Genomic DNA, 20906 nt, shown 5'->3' with positions numbered 1-20906 from the left:
TGGGGAAATGGTGACGTTATCGCATTTCGTCCGGTGCGGCAGTGCCTGTAATGGCGAGTCCCGACTTCAAAACCGACGCGACGGCGTACACCAGCCCAAGTCTGGCAATACTTGATTCTCGGTTTTTATCATTAACAAATCGTAATTCCGGCTGATCTTTACCTTTGTTCCAGTGCGCGTGGAAGGAACTGGCGACGTCGTAGAGGTAAAAAGCGACGCGATGCGGCTCCTGCGACTGGGCCGCCGCCTCAACGATACGCGGGAATTCTGCAAGCTTGGCGACGAGCTGCAATTCGGCCGGATCGCCAATGCCTGCAACGGTTTTCGCGAGATTTTCCGGCGAAACATCAAGGTCGGCAAAGGCCTCCCTCGCCTGCCGGAAGACCGACATACAGCGAGCATGCGCATACTGCACGTAAAAAACAGGATTATCTTTCGACTGTTCGGTCACCTTGGCGAAATCGAAGTCGAGCGGCTCGGAATTCTTGCGGTAAAGCATCATGAACCGGACCGAATCACGGCCGACTTCTTCGACGACGTCCCGAAGCGTAACGAAATCGCCCGAGCGTTTCGACATCTTCACCGGCTCGCCGTTGCGGTAGAGCTTGACGAGCTGGCAGAGCAGGACCGTCAGCTTCGCCTGACCATCCGAAACGCCGCGTGCAACCGCTTCCAGGCGCTTGACGTAGCCGCCATGGTCGGCGCCAAGCACATAGATCATCTCGTCGAAACCACGGTCGAACTTGTTCTTGAAGTAGGCGACGTCGGCGGCGAAATAGGTGTAGGAGCCGTCCGACTTGATCAGCGGCCGGTCGATATCGTCGCCCACCTCGGTCGAACGGAACAGTGTCTGTTCGCGATCTTCCCAATCCTCGGGAAGCTGGCCCTTCGGCGGCGGCAGCGTGCCCTTGTAGACATAGCCCTTGAAGGTCAGGTCGTTGATCGCCGTGCGGATCGCGGCCGCACCATTCGCATGCAGGGTGCGTTCGGAGAAAAAGACGTCGTGATGGACATTCAGCGCCGCCAGATCGTCGCGGATCATCACCATCATCGCGTCGATCGTGCGGTCCTTGACGATCGGCATCCATTGGTCTTCCGGCATGTTGTGCAGCCGCACGCCGTAATCGGCGGCAAGCGACTGACCAACGGGCACCAAATAGTCGCCGGGATAGAGACCCGAGGGGATTTCGCCGATCTTTTCGCCGAGCGCTTCGCGGTAGCGCAGGAAGACGGAACGGGCGAGCACGTCGATCTGCGAGCCGGCATCGTTGATGTAATATTCCTTCTCGACACCGTAACCGGCAAAAGCGAGCAGGTTGGCAAGCGCGTCGCCGACGACGGCGCCACGGCAATGGCCGACATGCATGGGGCCGGTCGGATTGGCCGAGACATATTCGACATTGACCTTCTTGCCCTTGCCGAGCGACGAGCGGCCGTAATCGGTGCCGGCGCCGATCATCGAGGCGAGCAGCCGCTGCCAGTAGCCGACGGCGAGACGGATGTTGATGAAGCCGGGACCCGCGACCGAGACATCGGCGACGTCAGCATCTTCCTTGAGCTTGGTGATGATGACGTCGGCCAGCGCGCGCGGGTTGGTTCCGAGCACTTTTGCCAGCACCATTGCGGCATTGGTCGCCACATCGCCATGGCTCGCGTCACGCGGCGGCTCGACGGTGATGCGGCCGAAATCGAGCTCAGATCGCTTTTCCCTGACCAGATCGATCTGTTCAAGGGCGGTTTTGATCCGGGCTTCGAAGTCGGTAAAAAGGTTCATCGCACTCTTCCATGCATAGGCTGTGCCAAAGGCTCAAATCGGCCCTCGGCGTGGGCGACCGCTGCCTATCGCAAATCCGGAGTGTGGTCAAACAACCGCCTATGGGCGCTGATCGCATAGGTATCGGTCATGCCGGCGAGATAATCGCCGACATGGCGGGCCTTCGGCGCATCGGCCAGGCCGGCGATATGATCTACCCAGTAATGGCTCTGCATCTCCTTGGGATTGGCCATGTAGGCAGCAAAGAGATCGGTGACGATCTGGGCGGCACCGGCGCGGATGCGCATGATATCGGGATTGCGGTAGATGCGTTTGAAGAGCATCGCCTTGATCTGCCTGTCGGTCTCGGCCATCCCCTCGGAAAAGGTGGCGATAACCTGGCCGGCAGCGCGGATGTCGGCAGCGCTCTCAGGGCGCAGCAGCGACAGGCGCTGCTGCGCGACGCCGATCACGTCTTCAACCATGCGGGTAATCTGGCGGCGCATGATCTCATGGGTGAAGCGGCTCGGCTCCAGATGCGGATATCGCGCCCTCACCTCGGCCATCAGCCCGGCAAGAAACGGGATTTCCTCCAGCATATCGAAAGTCAGGTAGCCGGAGCGCAGGCCGTCGTCGATATCGTGGGTATTGTAGGCGATGTCGTCGGCGATCGCCGCGACCTGGGCCTCAAGGCTGGCATAGGTTGCAAGCTCGAGATCGTGCAGCTCGCAATAATCGAGGATCGGCTGCGGCACGGGACCGCGCGTGCCTACTCCATCCGGCGTCAGAAGCGGGCCATTGTGCTTGACGAGACCTTCGAGGCTTTCCCATGTCAGGTTGATGCCGTCGAATTCGGCATAACGCCTCTCCAGTTTGGTCACGATGCGCAGCGATTGGGCATTGTGGTCGAAGCCGCCATAGGGCAGCAGCACTTCGTGCAGCGCGTCCTCGCCAGTATGACCGAACGGCGTATGGCCGAAATCGTGCACGAGCGCCACGCCTTCGGCCAGATCCTCGTCGAGCTTCAGGGCGCGGGCAAGCGCGCGAGCGATCTGCGCCACCTCGATCGTGTGCGTTAGCCGGGTTCGGTAATGATCGCCGTCCTGGGCGATGAAGACCTGGGTCTTGTGCTTCAGCCGGCGGAAGGCGGTGGTGTGGACGATGCGGTCGCGGTCGCGCTGGAAATCGGAGCGCGTCGGGCTACCGTCCTCCTGATAGAGCCGCCCGCGCGTCGTCCAGGGGTCGGCCGCAAAGACCGCCCTCTCACTGCTGCCGAAACCCAAAGCACGCGTATCGATCGTCATTCTTCACCGTCATCCTGCATGTTGCCGCATCTACCCATTGACGCCGCTTATCGCCCTTCATACCTATAGGTCGATGAAACGGCAAAGAGGCGCTTTCTTAACCGCTTCGGCGCATCATCGCCTTTTCGCGAATATCATGGTAAGTTTCTTTGATATCAGGCATTTGAACATTCAAGTGCCAAAACCCATTCTCTCCGGATCTTGACCCCGGCAGGAGGAAACATGACGGATACGAGTGTAACCCTTTCAGATGCCGCGGCAAAGCGTATCGCTGCGATCGTCGGCGCTGAAACCGGCAAGAGCGCCTTGCGCGTTTCCGTCGAAGGCGGCGGCTGTTCGGGCTTTTCCTACAAGTTCGATCTTGCCGACGGCGCCGGCGACGACGACATCATCGTCGAAAAGAACGATGCCAAAGTGCTGATCGACAGCCTGTCGCTCGTCTACATGGCGGGCTCGGAGATCGACTTCGTCGACAACCTGCTTGGCCAGTCCTTCCAGATCAAGAACCCGAATGCGGTGGCGAGCTGCGGCTGCGGCACCAGTTTCTCGATCTGAATATCTGAACGCACGGCATTGTCCCCATCGAACCGGCCGAAGTTTTGCTTCCGGCCGGTTTATCGTCTTGTCCGCCGGCGAAAGACCGCGATAAAAGAAGCGCACGCAGCGAACAGGGCGAAGAGATGAAGATCGCGACTTGGAACATCAACGGCGTCAAGGCGCGCATCGACAATCTCACGCAATGGCTGAAGGATTCCGATCCGGATATCGTCTGCCTGCAGGAGATCAAGACGGTCGACGAAGGTTTCCCGCGGCTGGAGATCGAGGCGCTTGGGTATCACGTCGAGACGCACGGCCAGAAGGGCTTCAATGGCGTCGCGATTCTCTCCAAAAATTCACCTTTCGAAGTGAACCGCGGCCTTCCCGGCGATCCGCTGGACGAACAGGCGCGTTTCCTCGAAGCGGCGTTCACCCTGTCCGACACGCGAATCCTGCGCGTCTGCTGCCTCTACCTGCCGAACGGCAATCCTGTCGAAACGGAGAAATATCCTTACAAGCTCGCCTGGATGGAGCGCCTGCGGACGTTCGCCGCCGAACGGCTGGCCTATGAAGAGATGCTGGTTCTTGCCGGCGATTACAATGTCATCCCGGAACCGCACGACTGCTTCGATCCCAAGGTCTGGGAAAACGATGCACTGTTTCTGCCGCAGACACGGGAGGCGTTCCGCAGGCTCGAAAATCTCGGCCTGACGGATGCGCTGCGCGCCACGACGGATGCGACGCAGCTCTATTCCTTCTGGGATTATCAGGCCGGCGCCTGGCCGAAGAATAACGGCATCCGCATCGACCATCTGCTGCTGTCGCCAGAAGCTGCCGACAGGATGACGTCAGCTGCGATCGAAAAACATGTGCGGGCCTGGGAAAAGCCGTCCGACCACGTGCCTGTCATCGCCTATTTCGATTTCGCGGGCTGAAGCCTTCCGCCTCACCTCAGTCGTCGGTACCGCTCGCGATGGAGTGCGACAGCGATACCGCCGTGCGGCGGTCGGCCTCGTTGGCAACCGAGAAGGCCTGCTCCTGCAGCGCTTCCATCCAGCCGCAGTCCTTGGGCTTGCAACGGTCGAGTGCTGCCGTCATCAGCGCCAGACCGCGGGCCGTCTGGCCTTCGTCGAAAAGAATATTGCCGAAGACCGCCATGGCGCCGGGATGGCCGCTCTTGCGGGCCTGGTTCAGCCATTTCTTCGCCTGCTGCGGGCTGGCATTGCCGCCCTCGCCGGCCAGCATCATCTGCGCCAGCTGAAACTGCGCCTCGGGGACACCAAAGGTGGAAGCCACCTGAAAATAAAGCTGGCGCGCCTGGCTGAGGTCGATCCTGACCGGACTGTCGGCAATGCCGTGCTTGTAATAGCTGGCGAGCGAGAGCAGCGCGTTGACGAAGAAGCCCGTGTCTTCCGAACCGGGTTCGACGCCCTGCTGGGCGATCTCGCTGTAGATCTTGAAGGCTTCGAAATCATCCTGCGTGACACCGTCGCCATCGGCATACATGTTGGCGAGCGCCCAGCGCGAGCCGGTGTGGCCCTTTTCGGCGGCGTATTTATAGGCTTCGACCGCCTCTTCCTTCTGTCCGTTCTTATAGGCCTTGAAGCCGAACTTGAAGAGGTCGAAGGGTCCGGATTCCTTGCTGACGCCACCTTTAATGTCGAATGCGCGGCATGGACCGGACAGCGCCAGCGCTACGGCTATCGACATGCCCATCAGCATGAATTTGAAAAGTTTGAACTCGGACGTCACCATTTCAACCGATTTCTTTCGTTCATCCCAGGCAGGCGGCAACGGCGCTCATGCCGTGCATCCCGCGGATGTATTCCTTCGAGGCGAGCGATCCCGCGGCGAGCTCCATGGCTCCTTTGCCCGCGTCGCATCCAGCCCACTGGCCTTTTCTCAAAGGCGGTATTCTCAGCACATCGAACCACCCGGCTCCCGGCATGGCTCGACTGCAATCTCCGTGGCATTCGTTCGGCAGGCGCGGCATCCGCCTTCCCGCCTCTGTCGTATTCGTAAACAGAAAATGTGACGAAACCGGTATCGACATGTCCGGCGAAGCCGGGCTGCTCATCCGAGCGGGTCAAAAATAACGACAATGCATGGATCGACGACTTCATCGCGAGGCTGGATCGGCAGCCCGAACAGCCTTGTTCGGAAAGCGAAACGACCGCAATCAAACGACTGTCGCCAATCGCGCCGTACGACCTGGTGCTACCGGAAAAAAATCGACCCATACTACTATTTACACGCACCGTACGCCTGCCATCACCTCGCCCGCAAATAGCGCTGCGCCCTCTTTGTGGCGGGAAATGGACAAATTCGCCCCACCACCACCATACGCCAAACGTCGTAAAAATGTGTTGCTGAATCGTCACAAAACGAGACCGGGAAATGGCATGATTAACGGGCGCAAATAAAGAAGAGCCCGGCAGTGCCGGGCTCCTCAATTCTTCAAATCGGGGAATTAGAACTTGATCTTTAGGCTCGTCGACAGCGCAGCGACCAGATCGTTGCCAAAGGAATAGGAGACATCATCTCCAAACGTGACGCCGTTTTGGGTCACGACGCCAGACGAACCGCTCGTCAACACGCCCACGGCGCCGGCAACGCGCCATTCGATATGTTCGGTCGGCGTGAAGGCTGCACCGAGCCCCAGCGTCCAGCTATCGGTCTGCGCGCCATAGCCCTGGCTAGTGCCGCGATCCCAGGTGAGGCTGACGGCACCTGCCCATTGCTCGTTGAATTTGTGGCCAACACCACCGGTGATCGTCCAGCCGTCCTGGTAAAGAAGGTCGAGCGACGTCAGCTCCGTCGCACCGCCGGAGGTGCAGGCGACTAAGCCCTTGGTCGATTTTGGGCAGAAAGGCACGGACTGCAGGACACTCCAGTTGGTCCACTTTAGCGAGCCAAACGCAAGCCAATCCGGAGCGATACCGCTTTGCAACTTAAGCTCAAGCGAATCCGGCGCTTCGGCAGAGCCGAAGACGTCTGTGACCCTTCCATAAGGAGCGCCATTCAGCGGTGCAAATGGTGCAGTCACCTGCGTCAGATCCACCGTACCGGTCAGATTGTCGTATTTTACGCGGCTGTTATAGACGAGGCTCGCTCGCATTGCATATTCCGGAATCTCGTAGGCGAGACCGGCGCGCCAGCCCCAGCCACTATCTTCGAGATCGAGGCGGCCGACGCCGTTGCCGGTACCGACCAGAAGGGGAACGGTTGAAACCAGACGTTCCTTGAAGCCTTCGACTTCCTGATAAAAAGCGCCGCCGATAAACCGAAGCTGACCAGGGCCGACATCAAAACGATAGGAGCAGGTGCCACCATAGTTGCGGGTTTTGATCTCTGTCTCAATGTTATTGTTGGCACCGGCCCAGTTCAGACCGGGGTCGGTATGCCCGCCGAAGGGCTCTGAATAGTCGACCAGGCAGTCGATTGCATCGCCAAAACCAGCCTTAAAGCCAATATAAGGGATGGTGTAGTTTGAGCTATCGTCAGCGGTGTTTGGACGGCTGTTCAGATTTCCACCGCCCGGAGATGTCGATGTGTCCGTGTCACGGACGTCCTTCAGCTTGCGCTGGGGCGTGACGTAGGTAACGCCCGACTGAAACGAGAAAGGCGACGTGTCGAACAACTGATCGATGTTATAGCCGCCGCGCTCCAGACCGCCCGCGAAGGACGGCGATGCAAGCGACGAAAGAAGAACGAGCGATGTTATGCCCTTGGAAAACCTACGAGATGCCATTGTGTCTCCCCCACTCCAGCAATTGATGTGACCCCACTCTAGTAAGTGTTCGCGTGATATGGCAACGCGCCCCACGGCAGCGCTCCCAGGCATTGCAGTGGCTAACTTACGTAAAGAAATTGACGGACACGTCAAAAAACCTGGTTAATAAAATTTTATTCCAGTCCTGTCGAATTTCAGGTGGGCTTTTGGGTTTTCATTCCAAACATTGCAGAAGCTGTATCAATCCGACAACAGTGGCAGTTTTCGCCCGCTGGATGCCCGTTCAGCCACAATCCACAGGCTCCGCGCCCGAAACCAGCCGTTTCACGACCGAATCGCATGCGCCCAGAACGATAAAAAGACGCGCCGGCAGAGGGCGCGTCTTTGAAATAACTTACCAAAAAGGATCGGCGAAACTTACCCGGCTTCGCTTACCCTGGAAAGAGCGATCCTCAGGCTCGCGATCTGCCCCTTCACTTCCTCGAGACGATCGCGCTCGGCCTCGACCACTTCAGCATTGGCGTTGGCGACGAACTTCTCGTTGGAGAGCTTGCCGTCGATGCGGGAGATCTCGCCCTCCATCTTGGCAATCGCCTTTTCCAAACGAGCCTTTTCGGCGGAAAGGTCGATCAGCTTGCCAAGCGGCAGGCAGATGGTGGCCTCGGCGATGACGATCTGAGCGGCACCCTTTGGCGCATCGTCAGCCAGCGATATCGCCTCGACGCGCGCAAGGCGCTTGATGGCGGCGTCGTGGCGGAACAGCCTTTCACGCGTCAGGTTGTTGGCCTTGACGACGACGAGCGGGGCTGTCGCCGATGGCGGCACGTTCATTTCAGCACGCACCGAGCGGATGCCGGAAACGAGGTCGATCAGCCAGTTGATCTCGTCGGCGGCCCCGTCGTCGGCATAGGACGGCGCCGGCCATTCGGCGTGGCAGACCAATGTGTCGCGCTCTCTGCCTTCGCCTGCCGTATGGGCCCAAAGCTCTTCGGTCATGAAGGGCATGAAGGGATGCAGCAGCTTGTAGATCTCTTCGAGAATATAAGCGCTGCAGGCCTGGGCTTCGGCCTTGGCGCCCTCGTCCTCACCATTGAAGACCGGCTTCAACAGTTCGAGATACCAGTCGCAGACCTCGTTCCAAACGAAGCGGTAGAGCGCGCCGGCAGCATCATTGAAGCGGAAGGCTTCGAGCGCTTCCGTAACGTCACGTTCCGTACGGGCAAGTTCCGTCAGGATCCAGCGGTTGATGGTGAGCTCGGCGGCTTCGGGCACGAAATGCGGATCGCTCTTCGCGCCGTTCATCTCGGCGAAGCGTGTGGCGTTCCAGAGCTTGGTGCCGAAATTGCGGTAGCCGGCGATGCGGGCCGGATCGAGCTTCACGTCGCGGCCCTGCGCCGCCATGATCGCCAGGGTGAACCGCAGCGCGTCGGCGCCGTATTCGTCGATCAGTTCCAAGGGATCGATGACGTTGCCCTTCGATTTCGACATCTTCTGCCCATTCTTGTCGCGCACCAGCGCGTGGACATAGACGGTCTGGAAGGGCTCGACGGGTTCGCCATCCTCATCCTTCATAAGGTGCAGGCCCATCATCATCATGCGCGCGACCCAGAAGAAGATGATGTCGAAGCCGGTGACGAGAACGTTGGTCGGGTAATAACGCGCCAGTTCGGGCGTCTCGTCCGGCCAGCCGAGCGTCGAGAAAGGCCAGAGTGCTGAGGAGAACCAGGTGTCGAGCACGTCCTCGTCACGCGTCAGGATTTCGCCCGGCTTGAAGTTTTCGAGCAGGTCCTCGACATAGGCCTTCATCGGCCCCTCATGCGAGAGGTAGTGCTGGATCGCCGCCTGCAGCGCCTCTTCCTCGGTCTTTTCGACGAAGACCTGGCCGTCCGGGCCGTACCAGGCGGGAATCTGATGCCCCCACCAGAGCTGGCGGGAGACGCACCAGGGCTGGATATTTTCCATCCATTCGTAATAGGTCTTGTCCCAGCTCTTCGGCACCATCTTGGTGCGGCCCTCGCGGACCGAGGCGATCGCCGGCTCGGCGAGCGTCTTGGCATCGACATACCATTGTTCGGTCAGCCGCGGCTCGATCGGCACGCCACCGCGATCGCCGTGCGGGACCATATGCTTGTGCGGCTCGATCTTGTCGACGAGGCCCGCCTCTTCGAAAATCTCGACGATGACCTTGCGCGCATAGAAGCGGTCCTGCCCTTCCAGGCGGTCCCAGGCGCCGTGCAGCGCCGCCGGATTGTCGAGACCTTCGAGAAAGTCCTCATTGTCCTTGATGGCGATCGTGCCGTCGCCGTTCATGATATTGATGACGCGAAGGCCTGCGCGCTTGCCGACGTCGAAGTCGTTGAAATCGTGCGCGGGCGTTATCTTCACCGCGCCGGTGCCGGCAGCCGGATCGGCATAATCGTCGGCAACGATTGGAATTCTGCGGCCGACGATCGGCAGAATGACATGCTTGCCGACAATGCCCTGATAGCGTTCGTCCTTCGGATTGACGGCAACACCGGTATCGCCCAGCATGGTCTCAGGTCGTGTCGTTGCGACGACCACATAATCGCGCGTCTCGAATTCGGTCGGCTTGCCTTCCTCATCAAATGCAATCGGATATTGGTAGGTTACGCCCTTTTCCAATGGATAGCGCAGGTGCCAGAGATTGCCCTTGACCTCGTGCTGCTCGACTTCGATATCGGAAATCGCCGTCAGCAGCTTCGGATCCCAATTGACCAGGCGCTTGTCCTTGTAGATCAGACCTTCCTTGTAGAGGGTGACGAAAACTTCGATAACCGCCTTCGACAGGCCCTCGTCCATGGTGAAACGTTCGCGCGACCAATCGCATGACGCGCCAAGACGCTTCAGCTGGTTGAAGATCAGGCCGCCCGATTCCGCCTTCCACTCCCAAATCTTGTCGATGAAGGCTTCGCGGCCCATGTCGCGGCGGCCCGGCAGTTGCTGTTCCATCAGCTTGCGCTCGACGACCATCTGGGTGGCGATGCCGGCGTGGTCCATGCCCGGCTGCCAGAGCACGTCCTTGCCGCGCATGCGCTCGAAGCGCACCAGGATGTCCTGCAGCGTGTTGTTCAGTGCGTGCCCCATGTGCAGCGAACCAGTGACATTCGGCGGCGGGATCACGATGGCGAAGGTCTCGGCCCCCGGTCTGGCGTTCGCGCCGGCGCGGAAAGCGTCCGCCTCATCCCATTTCGCGGCGATTTTCGGTTCGACGGCGGCGGAATCATAGGTCTTGTCGAGCATTTTCTGACCAATTTCGAAGTTCGAGGATGGCCGTTTGTAAATAGGATGGTCACGACCAAGTCAATAAAAAAGCCGCTCCGGAGACCGGAGCGGCTTTTCAGGAAAAAGCAATCCGATCAGCGGCGCGGGCCGCGCGCCACGCGCTCAATTTCTTCGCGCACCAACCGCTCGACCAGTGTCGGCAGATTATCATCAAGCCATTCGCGCAGCATCGGGCGCAGCATGTCCTCTGCGATCTCATCCAGCGAGCGGCGCTCGGCACCGTCGATCGCGGCGGCGAGCTCCTCAAAGGAGCGGCTGATCTGCAGGCCGGCATCCTCCGAAAGCAGCGTCGGCTGGACCTCGTCCATGACGCTTGGCAGGAAACGGTCGGTCGAAGACTGAGCGGGTTCCATGGCCGGCAGCGTTGTTTCGACGGCCGGCGCAGGCTCTGCGACGGCCACTCTTTGCGTTTCCGTAAACACCGGCTCGGCCGGCTGCTGGGTCGCAACATGCTGAACGGGCGCTGCGGCATCCAGGAAAACAGACTGTGCCGGCTGCGGCTGCGGTGCCGCGGCGCGCGGCGGCTCCGGCGTAACGGCCGGCTGCGGTTCGGGCTGACGGAAGCCGCTCGGAATTTCACGCAAAGCCTGACCGGCCTGCACGGCGCTGCGCTCGGAGGCGGCGCGCACGCGGGCGGCGACATCGGCCAGCGACATAGCACGGGCCGGAACTTCTGCTTCGGGGGCGGTGCCGGCCGAATTGGCGGCGACGAAACGCGGATCGGAGGAGCGCATGACCGGTTCGGGGAATTCCACGCCGGCATAGGTGTCGTCGACCGTCAGATGAATTTCGGAGCCGTTGTCATCCTCGTCGGCGCCGTAGACCGGCGGGAGTGACGCGGAAATCGCCTTGCCGGCGCCGGGCTCATTGCTTTCGATGATCTGGCGGATGGAGGCCAGAATTTCTTCCATGGACGGTTCACGCGCTACACTTGGCTGAGCCATTTCTATCCCCGTTATCCCAAAACAACGACCGGATGGTGTGGAGCATTCATCCGAATCACCACGACCTTAGAATACCCCAGGCGTGAAAAAAATCATCGCGAATCAAATGAATGCGGCCATGCACAGTTTTGTTACCTGATGTTTGCCACCCGCAAAGCCTATCGCGATTTTGCGGCGGCGACATCCCATGAAACAGAATTTGAAGCGCATAACATCCGTCCGATCGGCCGTGGCGGCGTCAGGATAAGCGATGTTTATGAAGGCTTTCCAGCGGCGCTGACAAAAAAAAACGGGCGCCCATGGCGCCCGTCGCTGAACGTCGTAGACAAGAACGATGTCAGAAAACGAATTCGCGCGCCTTGGCGAAGCCCGGCAGCGGCTTGACCGAGGCATTGAAGAAGACGTTTTCCGAAATGGCGCCGCGCTCGGCGACGAAGACCTTGGCGCGAGCGGCATTGCCGTAACCTTCGACGGTGATCAGACGGCCACCATCGCGCAATTGACCGAGAAGAGCGGCCGGAACCTCTTCGACCGCGCCGTTGATGAAGATCAGATCATAGGGAGCGCCGGCAGCGTAGCCCTGTTCGAGCGGGCCGGTCACGACCTCGACCTTGGCGTAGCCGGTAAGCTGCGCCTTCGCTTCAGTGGCCAGCGTCTCGTCGCATTCGAGCGCGATGACGGAGCCGGCAACGATCGACAACAGCGCCGAAGTGTAACCCGTGCCGCATCCAACCTCGAGCACGAAGTCGTCCTTGGTGATCGCGGCCAGTTGCAACAGCTTGGCAAGCGGCGACGCTTCCATCAGGAAGCGGGCCGGCTTTCCCGATGCGGCTGCGGAGATCTCGACGTCGTTGTCGATATAAGCCAGCAGCTTCGCCTTCTCCGGCACGAAAGCCTCACGCGGCACCGTGAGAAACGCCGTCAGCACGGAATGCGAGGTAACGTCCGTCGTGCGAACCTGGGTATCGACCATCTTTACGCGCGCTGCTTCGAAATCCATCATGTCCTCTCGCTCTTGAAAAGCGGTTCCTGTCCCTCGTCTCTTAATCCCCGCCACGGATGCTTTCAAGGCTTGGCAGGCGCCGGCGAAAAGAATCCGGACGGCGCCTCTTCCGCGCCACAGGGGCAGGATGGACGCTGCAACTCCAGCGTGGAATCTTTTGCCCCTTCATGTTATGATTTCCACCGGAGGAAATAGGAGGAGCAGGCCATGTCTGCGATTTTCGAGTATTTCACGCTGTTCGATTTCTTCATCGTCGCAGCGCTCATCGCCATATTCTGCTGCGGGCTGCTGGACGGCGAAACGACGTGGAAGCGATAGGGCGACGAAACGCGCTCGATACCCCTGCATGGCGTCTGCGGCAATCATGCCCGGCGCTGGTCCGGCACGCGCTCGTTTCCCTTGAAATCCAGCCCCGACAGCCGCACGCGCATTAACGTTACGTCAACCATTTTGTTGCAGCGCCCTCGCCTTGCGCTATGGCTGTGCGCATGCAAACCTTGATCATCCAATCGCGCGGCATAGAAGCGCTTCACTACAATGCCGATGCCCGCCTGCTGCTGATCAAATACAGCAGCGGCGACATTCGCAGCTTCACCCGCATTTCGCCGCAAGGCATGCGGCGGCTTCTCGGCGCCGGCCCCGAAATCGATAACGGCCCCGAATTGAGCGATCTGCAATATCAGGCGCAAATCCGGAAAGGCGGCCTGAAGGCGCTCTACCGCCTCACGGGAATCAATCCGTTACAGTTCGATTTTTCGCCCGGCCAGCGGGTCTGGTAGCATCGCGCGTCAGGCGCCAACGCCGTGCCATCAGCGGTTCACATAGATTATGTCTTGTGGAAGATGTTTGGAGGCCTCGCCCGGAATTGAACCGGGGTACAAGGATTTGCAGTCCTCTGCGTCACCACTCCGCCACGAGGCCTCACGCGCTCGTTATCTGAGCCGTGGCGAGCGTTTAGAATGATCGTAAGGAAATCGCAAGAGGGCATTTCGGAAAAACGCTATTCCGCGGTTGTCGAAACGACCATTTTTCCATCCCGAAACGGAGCGGGCGCGGGCTGGAATTTCCGCGGCCGTGACGATGCCCCATTTCCTGCCAATGATGGCATTTGAAACAAATTCTTGACTTGACTTCGATCACCGTCCGGGACTCAATTGCCCACGGGAGGGTATAGGAGCTTGAGATGGATTGGGCTGCCCTCAAATCGAAGCGCGTGCGTGCAGCATACGACGCCGAAACCCGGGATCTGCATGTAAAATTCCCTGGTTCTCCGCCGGTGAAACATGCGGATATTCCGCCGCACGTCCACCAGAACCTGCTGGAAACGGATGATCCATACTTCTATTACCAGTACTATATAGCGCCGTCTCGCGTATCACCGGGCCGCCCTCGACAGCCGGTCTCCGTGGCGTCCTACGCAGTGAAGCTCGTCCTCCTCCTTGCCGCCTGCAGCCTGCTGATGACGACCGGCCTCGATCCGGACCATGGCGGAACTTTCGAGGAAAGCGAACTCAGATCCAACTAGACGCAAATTTGCAGCCCAATCTCAGGGCCTGCGACAAGGCGGCTGGTTCCCGCGTCGAAATTGTCGCTCCTGTTCTGAGAACGGTAGCGCCGATTATCCCGCTCGCGGTCGTTCCTCCCATCGCGCTCATTCCGGCCGTTGAAATTGCGATAGTTGCGAGGCCCGTTGTAGCTGCCGCCTTGACCGTGATCGACCACGCAGCCTTCGGGACGGCGACAGATGCCGCGAGCGTCGAAACCGCGGCTGTCGATGGCTTGGGCCTCGGCGGAAATGCCTGAAAGAAGCGCCGCTGCCGACAGGACGACAACAAAGGATACCTTCATTTCCTCACCTGGACCATTTTGACGCAATTTTGCGTTTTACATTCATAAACCACGAATGCGAAAAGCGATCCACAGTTCCACGCCCTCCTTGCCGATCAGCCAGCCGATTTTCGCCGTCTGTGCCACCAGACAGCCAGCCGCCGCCGAAGCCGGCGCGCGAACGGCAGATCGTGCGAAAGCACGAGGAAGCCGAGCGGCAGCATCCAGAAGCCGAGGATGGGCAGGAAACCCAACACGCCGCAGAAAATGAGGGCCATGCCGAGTGCCATCCGCGCGATGCGCGAGCGCGGCATGCCGATGCTGAAAGAGCCAAGCACAAGCCTGCCGCTTGCATGATCGATGCCGAAGCGCACTGCCCGTGCCTCGCGCTTCTTGCCGCCTCTCGTCTCCTCACGATCGTTCACATTTGTCATTCCCCAGAGATGGGCGCAGGCATCCCAAATACAAGTTCATTTCATTTTTTTGAAAAAACCGCTTGGCAAATCGGGAAAGCGTTTGTATTAGCCCACTCACACCGCGCCAAGCAGTGATCCCTGGTAGCTCAGCGGTAGAGCATTCGACTGTTAATCGACAGGTCGCCGGTTCGAATCCGGCCCGGGGAGCCATTTTTTCAAGTAATCGCCTGTTTCGTTGATAATCCGAAAGCAGGCGTTTTCTTCCCCACTTCCCTCCCCGGTTTTGAGATTTGATTTTTCGAAATGGGGCTCAACAAATTTTTCTTATTAATTTCTCCTGAATCTTAAATCCGCTACTGGCAGCGGATCGCACTGTAGGATTGTCTGTCGCCAAGGTTAAGAGCGTTGGGCCGGTCCATGCAATCGCACTGTCTTTCGATCGACTGACCGATCAGCCAGGCAACTAGCGCCCTCAAAGCGCGTGTCGCGCTTCTCGTCGTACCCTGGTTATTGCGCCTCCCTCACCTAGCCCTAAATCAGCACCCCCCTAATCCTTGCGAAAATTCACGAGGCGGATAAATTCAATCTATCAGATGGCTTTTGCTGGTGACCACGGATGTACTGGCACCCTGCTAATGCAATCAAAGAAGGGTCGGCGCGAGCATTCGCCCGACCCTTTCTTTTATCCAAGACCATCCCTGCCCGGGTCGCCATCCGCGCGCACATCGCCGTCAAGCCGGCGGCCTAGTCATGTGCATTAACGATGGGTAGGCAACCGCTGGCCAACCAACCGCCGGCGGTGTAAAGCAAACGCCATGGCGCTAGATCCTGAAAAAGCATTTTTAGATTACAGTGCGGCGGACTGCAGCGTGCAGTTTTGGACCGCCAACGCACCGGCCGTGCAATTCACGTCTTTGGAAGCCGCCGTCAGATTCGCAAAAGACCATGGCGGCAGGTGGGAAGAGATTGAGATAACAGTCCATCTGCCGCGCGAGGACATCGTATTCGCCACCGGAAAAGTGCATCAACTCATTGATGCTTTACCAGGTGACCTCCGGAAAAAACCGTAATGAAGTGGATCGGCAGTCAATAGGACCGCCGACGCTCCGCCGGGCGCAGCGAAACACATACTATCGCCACAGCACCGGGATAAATCACGGCCATGGCTTTGGGTATGGCGATAGGAATCGGAATAGGCGCCGCAGTCGGGCCGACGCTGTTCGATGACGCCGCGATCGGCGCCGCCGTCGGGGCTGTCATCAAACGGAAATGACCGCCCGCCTGACGCTCCGGACGATCCCGTTCATTGTACGGGCAAGGCGACCACCTCTAATAGCTGCACGAACGGCCGTCACCGGGTCGGAAGCCATCGGCGCAGGCCGGGTTCATCGAATCTCCCGGCTGATATCCCGATGCCGAGCCATATGAATTCGGCGGCGTCGAGCATGCCGAGGTCATGGCGGCAAGACTGATTGCTCCGGCTGCTACAAATGCCCGAAATCTCTTCATCGATGCTTCTCCCGTTTACGCCGCGACCGAGTGATGAGAGCCTCTCCTCTCTCCTCGCAGATCACATTCGCTTCAAGATATAGGCGCGCTCTTCGGCTGGCGTTAGCTCCGAGCGCGCAAGAATTCTCATCGATCTCGATCAGCTCCGCATGAAGATCGTCGATGACCAAGCCGGCCGGGAACAAAGACCGTGGTTCAAAGTTGAGTGGCATCAACCACGTTACGTCAGTTTCTGACAGGAGGTCTTTCATGGGTCGCGGTATTCTGCTTTGGCTGCTTGGTGTTCCACTGCCGATCATCATCCTTCTTGCTCTGTTTGTGCGATAGGAACAGATCATGTCGGTTTCAATGACAGATTCCGGAGAGATTGCTACTCCGGTCGAATCTTCCAAATCCGCCATGACGTGGGGGCCTATCTTCGGAGGCGCCGCGGCTGCCATCGGAGTGACCCTCATTCTTTTGCTGCTTGGATCCGGGGTTGGGTTGACGATGGTGTCGCCCTGGTCGGGGCAAAGCAGTTCGCTCGGCACGGTCGGGGTGACGGCGGCGATCTGGCTGGTTGTCGTCCAATGGCTCTCCTCCGGGCTCGGTGGCTATATCACCGGCCGGCTGCGCACCAAGTGGGCGGCCGTCCATACCGACGAGGTGTTCTTCCGCGATACCGCGCATGGCTTCATCAGTTGGGCGCTGGCGACGATCTTCGTTGCCGGCTTTCTAGCCTCGTCGCTGACCTCGCTTGCCGGTGCGGGCGCACAAGCCGTGGGTTCGGCCGCTACCGCCGCAGGTACGGCGGCGTCATCGACGGTATCGACCGCGGATCTGCCTACCGCCTATTTTACCGACGCTTTGCTGCGTCCTGAACAGGCCCGCACAGGAGCAACATCCGATGATACCGCAGCAACGGCTGAGGTTTCCCGCATCCTACTCAACGGTGCTGTCGCCGGCCAGATCCCGGATGATGACAAGGCCTATCTTGCCACCATCGTCTCTGCTCGCACCGGTCTTTCCGAGGCCGATGCGCGCACCCGCGTCGACACTGTGCTGAAGCGCATCGACGACGCCAAGGTCGCCGCCCAGAAAGCTGCCGATGAGGCACGCAAGGCTGCCTCCACCACGGCATTGCTCGGCGCGTTGTCACTTCTGATTGGGGCTTTCATCGCCTCTGCCGCTGCAGCCTTTGGCGGGTCGCAACGCGACGAAGAGGAAGACCTCCTCGTCAAGGCCCGGATCTAAGGCTCAGGATCAACGGAAATTGGGGCGCGGGGTCGAAAGGCCCCGCGCCCATTATGTGGAGCCATCCCCGGCTCTGCTGCGGTTGGATTGATCGTCCGCTGCAAGGCTTTTTCCCATGGCGGTTTATTTCGCATCGGGCGGAACATGTGGCCGTTGGCGAGCTTCGGTTAGGTAAATCCCTTTCCGGAGAATGAAGATGGCCAAAAAGACCTCCCAAACCTCGCCCTCGGACAACGCAACGATCCACGATCAGAAACTGCACCGGGGTGCAGGCGGCGAGCTTCATCAGTTTGCCGAAGACGGGATGCCGGTTCTGACCACAGCGCAAGGCGGTCCGGTTTCCGACGATCAGAATACGCTTCGCGTTGGCGCCCGCGGCCCCGCGCTCATCGATGACTTCCATTTCCGCGAGAAGATCTTTCATTTCGACCACGAGCGCATTCCCGAGCGGGTTGTGCATGCGCGCGGTTACGGCGCCCATGGCTACTTCGAAACATATGAATCCCTGGCCGCCTATACCCGGGCCGATCTTTTCCAGCGGCCCGGCGAAAAGACGCCGGCTTTCGTCCGGTTTTCGACCGTTGCCGGCAGCAAGGGTTCCTTCGATCTGGCGCGCGACGTGCGCGGTTTCGCCGTGAAGATTTACACCCAGCAGGGGAATTGGGACCTGGTCGGCAATAATATCCCGGTTTTCTTCATTCAGGACGCGATCAAGTTTCCCGACGTCATTCATTCCGTAAAACCGGAGCCCGACAAGGAATTTCCGCAGGCGCAGTCGGCGCACGACAATTTTTGGGACTTCATTACGCTGACGCCCGAAAGCATGCACATGATCATGTGGGTGATGTCGGACCGCGCCATTCCGCGGTCGTTCCGTTTCATGGAGGGTTTCGGCGTTCACACCTTCCGCTTCGTCAACGCAGCTGACGAATCGACCTTCGTCAAATTTCACTGGAAACCGAAACTCGGCCTGCAGTCCGTCGCCTGGAACGAGGCGGTCAAGATCAATGGTGCGGATCCGGATTTCCATCGCCGCGACCTCTGGCAGTCGATCCAGTCGGGAGCCTTCCCGGAATGGGAGCTCTGTGTGCAGCTTTTCGATCAGGACTTCGCCGACACGTTCGACTTCGACATCCTCGATCCGACGAAGCTCATTCCCGAGGAGATCCTTCCGGTCAAACCGATCGGCCGTCTCGTGCTCGACCGAATGCCCGAGAATTTCTTTGCGGAGACCGAGCAGGTCGCGTTCATGACGCAGAACGTTCCCCCCGGCATCGACTTCAGCAATGATCCGCTGCTGCAGGGACGAAACTTCTCCTATCTCGACACGCAGCTGAAACGCCTGGGCGGTCCGAATTTCACCCATCTGCCGATCAACGCGCCGAAGTGTCCCTTCCACAATTTTCAGCAGGATGGCCTTATGGCGATGCGCAATCCCGTCGGGCGCGTCAATTACCAGCCGAATTCCTGGAATCAGGGGCCGCGGGAATCCCCGGTTCAAGGCTACCGGCACTTCCCGGCCGAGGAGCAGGGTCCCAAGGTTCGGCTGCGGCCGGAAAGCTTTGCCGATCATTACAGCCAGGCCCGACAGTTCTACATCAGCCAGACTCCACCGGAACAACGCCATATCGCCGCGGCACTGATCTTCGAACTGAGCAAGGTCGAAACGCCGGTCATTCGTGAGCGTATGGTCTCGCATCTCTTGAACATCGATGAGACGCTGGCCAGTAAGGTCGGCCATGCCCTCGGCTTCAAATCGATGCCGAAGCCTGCCGATGCCGCCATGCCGACGCGGCAGGATCTCGAGCCGTCGCCGGCGCTCAGCATCATAGAGCGCGGTCCGAAGCGGTTCGAAGGACGCAAACTCGGCATTCTTGTCAGCGATGGCGCCGATGCCGCTATCTTCAAGGCGCTGCTTGCCGAGATCACCGAGCAGAAAGCAGCGTTCGAAGTGATCGCACCAAAGATCGGCGGTGTGACGCTCTCGGACGGCAACTGGATCGAGGCGCATCAGATGATCGACGGCGGACCTTCAGTGCTTTACGACGCCGTCGCCCTCCTCCCCTCGGCCGAGGGAACCGGCGACCTGCTGAAGGAGGCAACGGCCCGCGATTTCGTGGCGGATGCCTTCCTGCACTGCAAGTTCATCGGCTATGTGGAAACAGCGCTGCCGTTGATGCAGAAGGCTGGAATTGCCGATTCCCTGGATGAGGGCGTGATTGCGCTCGGAGCGGCGAAGGATGTCACGGCTTTTATCAAGGCGCTTGGCAAACTGCGTGTCTGGGGTCGAGAGCCATCGGTCAAATTGAATTGACCGTCTCGTCGCCGCCGTCCGCGCCCGGGAATGCCCGTTGTAATCATAAAACCCGCGGAAACGCGGGTTTTATCTCACGCTGATTGTGTTGCCGCCGTGTGGGCTCCGGTCCTAGGAAACCTTGCAGCAGGCCAGGAGGCTTAACGGCGGAATCGCCGACAACGCACCCTGTTCTCACCTTTCCAGCCGCCTAGAGCTTATACCTGTCCCATTCCACCATCGACGGGAAGGTCGATGCCGGTCACGAACGAACTGTCTGCGCTTGCCAGGAACAGCGCGACGGTGGCCGCCTCTTCCGGCCTGCCGACCCGGCCCATCGGCATCTGGGCAAGCATCGCAGGTAGCCCTTCCTTGATGGCCTCGGCCGGGACGCCCAGCTTGCCAAAGATCGGAGTCTCGACCAGCCCGGGGCTGAGCGAGTTGACGCGAATCTTCCGATGTTTGAGGTCGGTCGTCCAACTGCGTGCAAAGGACCGTACGGCCGCCTTGGTCGCCGCATAGACCGAGTGCATCGGGGTACCCTTGCCATGCGCCACAGAGGCGTTGAGAATCACCGATGCCCCATCGCTGAGCAGCGGCAGCGCCTTCTGCACGGTGAAGAAGAGACCGCGAACATTGGCGTTGAACTGGGTGTCGAAATCCTCAACCGTTACCGCCTCGAACGGCGCGAGATTGTTGACGCCCGCGTTGGCAAAGATCACGTCGATCCTGCCGAAACGCTTGCCGACCTCCGCATAGAGCGCGTCCAGCGCGTCCAGGTCCGCGACATCCGCGACGATCGCCGCCGCGCTGCCGCCGATTTCGGCGGCGGCTTTGTCGAGCGCATCCTTATTGCGCCCGACGATGACGACCGTTGCGCCTTCCTGGGCGAAGAGCTTGGCTGACGCCAGGCCGATGCCGCTCCCGCCGCCGGTGATCACGGCGACCTTGTCAGTCAGTTTTGCCATTTCGTATGCTCCATGTGATGAGAAGGTGGGATAAAGCGCGTCGGAACTGCGCGGTTAGATTGCTTTCTGGGCGATATATACCG

Annotated in this window: 18 protein-coding genes and 2 tRNA genes; 8 read left to right on the top strand and 12 right to left on the bottom strand. The window is 59.5% G+C overall.

Going from position 1 to position 20906, the window contains the following annotated elements; genetic code table 11:
• Positions 1 to 16: 16 nt before the first annotated feature.
• Together argS and AC245Y_RS08145 are read right to left on the bottom strand one after the other, a co-directional pair.
• A complete protein-coding gene (gene argS, locus AC245Y_RS08150; RefSeq protein ID WP_017993771.1) occupies positions 17 to 1774 on the bottom strand; it encodes an arginine--tRNA ligase in 1758 nt (585 codons plus the stop codon).
• Between the two features lie 65 nt (positions 1775 to 1839).
• Positions 1840 to 3057 (bottom strand): deoxyguanosinetriphosphate triphosphohydrolase, encoded by a 1218-nt coding sequence (locus tag AC245Y_RS08145; protein WP_012757233.1) that lies wholly within the window; start codon positions 3055 to 3057, stop codon positions 1840 to 1842.
• Between the two features lie 222 nt (positions 3058 to 3279).
• Between AC245Y_RS08145 and erpA the strand changes: the two genes are divergently transcribed.
• Positions 3280 to 3612: an iron-sulfur cluster insertion protein ErpA gene (gene erpA / locus AC245Y_RS08140; protein ID WP_012757232.1), complete on the top strand. Its 333-nt coding sequence runs from the start codon at positions 3280 to 3282 to the stop codon at positions 3610 to 3612.
• A gap of 125 nt (positions 3613 to 3737) precedes the next feature.
• Entirely contained in the window at positions 3738 to 4529 is a 792-nt protein-coding gene (gene xth, locus AC245Y_RS08135; RefSeq protein WP_012757231.1) for an exodeoxyribonuclease III, read from the top strand.
• 16 nt (positions 4530 to 4545) lie between these two features.
• Here xth and exoR read toward each other — a convergent pair whose 3' ends face one another.
• The 5 genes from exoR to AC245Y_RS08110 form a co-directional block, all read right to left on the bottom strand.
• Complete coding sequence (gene exoR / locus AC245Y_RS08130; protein ID WP_026157326.1) at positions 4546 to 5349, bottom strand: exopolysaccharide production regulator ExoR; 804 nt, start codon at positions 5347 to 5349, stop codon at positions 4546 to 4548.
• A 715-nt stretch (positions 5350 to 6064) separates the two neighbouring features.
• On the bottom strand, positions 6065 to 7345 hold the full coding sequence (locus AC245Y_RS08125) for an OmpP1/FadL family transporter (RefSeq protein ID WP_017993769.1): 1281 nt from the start codon (positions 7343 to 7345) through the stop codon (positions 6065 to 6067).
• 399 nt (positions 7346 to 7744) lie between these two features.
• On the bottom strand, positions 7745 to 10588 hold the full coding sequence (locus tag AC245Y_RS08120) for a valine--tRNA ligase (protein ID WP_017993768.1): 2844 nt from the start codon (positions 10586 to 10588) through the stop codon (positions 7745 to 7747).
• Between the two features lie 116 nt (positions 10589 to 10704).
• Positions 10705 to 11574 (bottom strand): PopZ family protein, encoded by an 870-nt coding sequence (locus AC245Y_RS08115; protein WP_017993767.1) that lies wholly within the window; start codon positions 11572 to 11574, stop codon positions 10705 to 10707.
• A gap of 337 nt (positions 11575 to 11911) precedes the next feature.
• Positions 11912 to 12577, bottom strand: a complete 666-nt coding sequence (locus AC245Y_RS08110; RefSeq protein WP_017993766.1) for a protein-L-isoaspartate O-methyltransferase family protein — start codon at positions 12575 to 12577, stop codon at positions 11912 to 11914.
• 476 nt (positions 12578 to 13053) lie between these two features.
• Here AC245Y_RS08110 and AC245Y_RS08105 point away from each other — a divergent pair, with 476 nt between their 5' ends.
• Entirely contained in the window at positions 13054 to 13356 is a 303-nt protein-coding gene (locus tag AC245Y_RS08105; protein WP_017993764.1) for a hypothetical protein, read from the top strand.
• Positions 13357 to 13424: 68 nt separating this feature from the next.
• Here AC245Y_RS08105 and AC245Y_RS08100 read toward each other — a convergent pair.
• Positions 13425 to 13498: transfer RNA gene (locus AC245Y_RS08100), tRNA-Cys, on the bottom strand.
• 262 nt (positions 13499 to 13760) lie between these two features.
• Between AC245Y_RS08100 and AC245Y_RS08095 the strand changes: the two genes are divergently transcribed.
• Positions 13761 to 14102: a KTSC domain-containing protein gene (locus AC245Y_RS08095; RefSeq protein ID WP_017993762.1), complete on the top strand. Its 342-nt coding sequence runs from the start codon at positions 13761 to 13763 to the stop codon at positions 14100 to 14102.
• On the opposite strand, the gene AC245Y_RS08090 is transcribed toward AC245Y_RS08095, so the two are convergent.
• Together AC245Y_RS08090 and AC245Y_RS08085 are read right to left on the bottom strand one after the other, a co-directional pair.
• On the bottom strand, positions 14099 to 14425 hold the full coding sequence (locus AC245Y_RS08090; protein ID WP_017993761.1) for a hypothetical protein: 327 nt from the start codon (positions 14423 to 14425) through the stop codon (positions 14099 to 14101). The genes AC245Y_RS08095 and AC245Y_RS08090 overlap by 4 nt on opposite strands.
• A gap of 95 nt (positions 14426 to 14520) precedes the next feature.
• Positions 14521 to 14838, bottom strand: coding sequence for a membrane protein (locus AC245Y_RS08085; protein WP_017993760.1), 318 nt, complete (start codon positions 14836 to 14838; stop codon positions 14521 to 14523).
• A gap of 117 nt (positions 14839 to 14955) precedes the next feature.
• Between AC245Y_RS08085 and AC245Y_RS08080 the strand changes: the two genes are divergently transcribed.
• Together AC245Y_RS08080 and AC245Y_RS08075 are read left to right on the top strand one after the other, a co-directional pair.
• Positions 14956 to 15030: transfer RNA gene (locus AC245Y_RS08080), tRNA-Asn, on the top strand.
• A 605-nt stretch (positions 15031 to 15635) separates the two neighbouring features.
• Positions 15636 to 15890: a hypothetical protein gene (locus tag AC245Y_RS08075; protein ID WP_017993759.1), complete on the top strand. Its 255-nt coding sequence runs from the start codon at positions 15636 to 15638 to the stop codon at positions 15888 to 15890.
• A gap of 259 nt (positions 15891 to 16149) precedes the next feature.
• On the opposite strand, the gene AC245Y_RS08070 is transcribed toward AC245Y_RS08075, so the two are convergent.
• On the bottom strand, positions 16150 to 16329 hold the full coding sequence (locus tag AC245Y_RS08070; RefSeq protein ID WP_017993757.1) for a hypothetical protein: 180 nt from the start codon (positions 16327 to 16329) through the stop codon (positions 16150 to 16152).
• Between the two features lie 336 nt (positions 16330 to 16665).
• Between AC245Y_RS08070 and AC245Y_RS08065 the strand changes: the two genes are divergently transcribed.
• Positions 16666 to 17562, top strand: a complete 897-nt coding sequence (locus AC245Y_RS08065) for a hypothetical protein (protein ID WP_017993755.1) — start codon at positions 16666 to 16668, stop codon at positions 17560 to 17562.
• Between the two features lie 196 nt (positions 17563 to 17758).
• A complete protein-coding gene (gene katE, locus AC245Y_RS08060) occupies positions 17759 to 19876 on the top strand; it encodes a catalase (protein WP_017993754.1) in 2118 nt (705 codons plus the stop codon).
• A 197-nt stretch (positions 19877 to 20073) separates the two neighbouring features.
• Here katE and AC245Y_RS08055 read toward each other — a convergent pair whose 3' ends face one another.
• Positions 20074 to 20823 carry an SDR family oxidoreductase gene (locus AC245Y_RS08055; protein ID WP_012757217.1) on the bottom strand — a complete coding sequence of 250 codons (750 nt, stop codon included), beginning with the start codon at positions 20821 to 20823 and terminating at the stop codon, positions 20074 to 20076.
• Positions 20824 to 20906: the final 83 nt, after the last annotated feature.

This window comes from Rhizobium sp. SRDI943 (assembly GCF_057653695.1).
This window is presented reverse-complemented; position numbering and strand designations above follow the sequence as displayed.

Excerpts from the sequence above, each read along its gene's own strand:
- erpA (WP_012757232.1), top strand. The coding sequence starts at position 3,280 with ATGACGGATACGAGTGTAACCCTTTCAGATGCCGCGGCAAAGCGTATC.
- AC245Y_RS08145 (WP_012757233.1), bottom strand. The coding sequence starts at position 3,057 with ATGACGATCGATACGCGTGCTTTGGGTTTCGGCAGCAGTGAGAGGGCG.
- xth (WP_012757231.1), top strand. The coding sequence starts at position 3,738 with ATGAAGATCGCGACTTGGAACATCAACGGCGTCAAGGCGCGCATCGAC.
- AC245Y_RS08085 (WP_017993760.1), bottom strand. The coding sequence starts at position 14,838 with ATGACAAATGTGAACGATCGTGAGGAGACGAGAGGCGGCAAGAAGCGC.
- AC245Y_RS08055 (WP_012757217.1), bottom strand. The coding sequence starts at position 20,823 with ATGGCAAAACTGACTGACAAGGTCGCCGTGATCACCGGCGGCGGGAGC.
- AC245Y_RS08115 (WP_017993767.1), bottom strand. The coding sequence starts at position 11,574 with ATGGCTCAGCCAAGTGTAGCGCGTGAACCGTCCATGGAAGAAATTCTG.
- AC245Y_RS08090 (WP_017993761.1), bottom strand. The coding sequence starts at position 14,425 with ATGAAGGTATCCTTTGTTGTCGTCCTGTCGGCAGCGGCGCTTCTTTCA.
- argS (WP_017993771.1), bottom strand. The coding sequence starts at position 1,774 with ATGAACCTTTTTACCGACTTCGAAGCCCGGATCAAAACCGCCCTTGAA.
- AC245Y_RS08075 (WP_017993759.1), top strand. The coding sequence starts at position 15,636 with ATGGCGCTAGATCCTGAAAAAGCATTTTTAGATTACAGTGCGGCGGAC.
- AC245Y_RS08095 (WP_017993762.1), top strand. The coding sequence starts at position 13,761 with ATGGATTGGGCTGCCCTCAAATCGAAGCGCGTGCGTGCAGCATACGAC.
- AC245Y_RS08105 (WP_017993764.1), top strand. The coding sequence starts at position 13,054 with ATGGCTGTGCGCATGCAAACCTTGATCATCCAATCGCGCGGCATAGAA.
- AC245Y_RS08070 (WP_017993757.1), bottom strand. The coding sequence starts at position 16,329 with ATGAAGAGATTTCGGGCATTTGTAGCAGCCGGAGCAATCAGTCTTGCC.
- AC245Y_RS08125 (WP_017993769.1), bottom strand. The coding sequence starts at position 7,345 with ATGGCATCTCGTAGGTTTTCCAAGGGCATAACATCGCTCGTTCTTCTT.
- exoR (WP_026157326.1), bottom strand. The coding sequence starts at position 5,349 with ATGGTGACGTCCGAGTTCAAACTTTTCAAATTCATGCTGATGGGCATG.
- katE (WP_017993754.1), top strand. The coding sequence starts at position 17,759 with ATGGCCAAAAAGACCTCCCAAACCTCGCCCTCGGACAACGCAACGATC.
- AC245Y_RS08120 (WP_017993768.1), bottom strand. The coding sequence starts at position 10,588 with ATGCTCGACAAGACCTATGATTCCGCCGCCGTCGAACCGAAAATCGCC.
- AC245Y_RS08110 (WP_017993766.1), bottom strand. The coding sequence starts at position 12,577 with ATGATGGATTTCGAAGCAGCGCGCGTAAAGATGGTCGATACCCAGGTT.
- AC245Y_RS08065 (WP_017993755.1), top strand. The coding sequence starts at position 16,666 with ATGTCGGTTTCAATGACAGATTCCGGAGAGATTGCTACTCCGGTCGAA.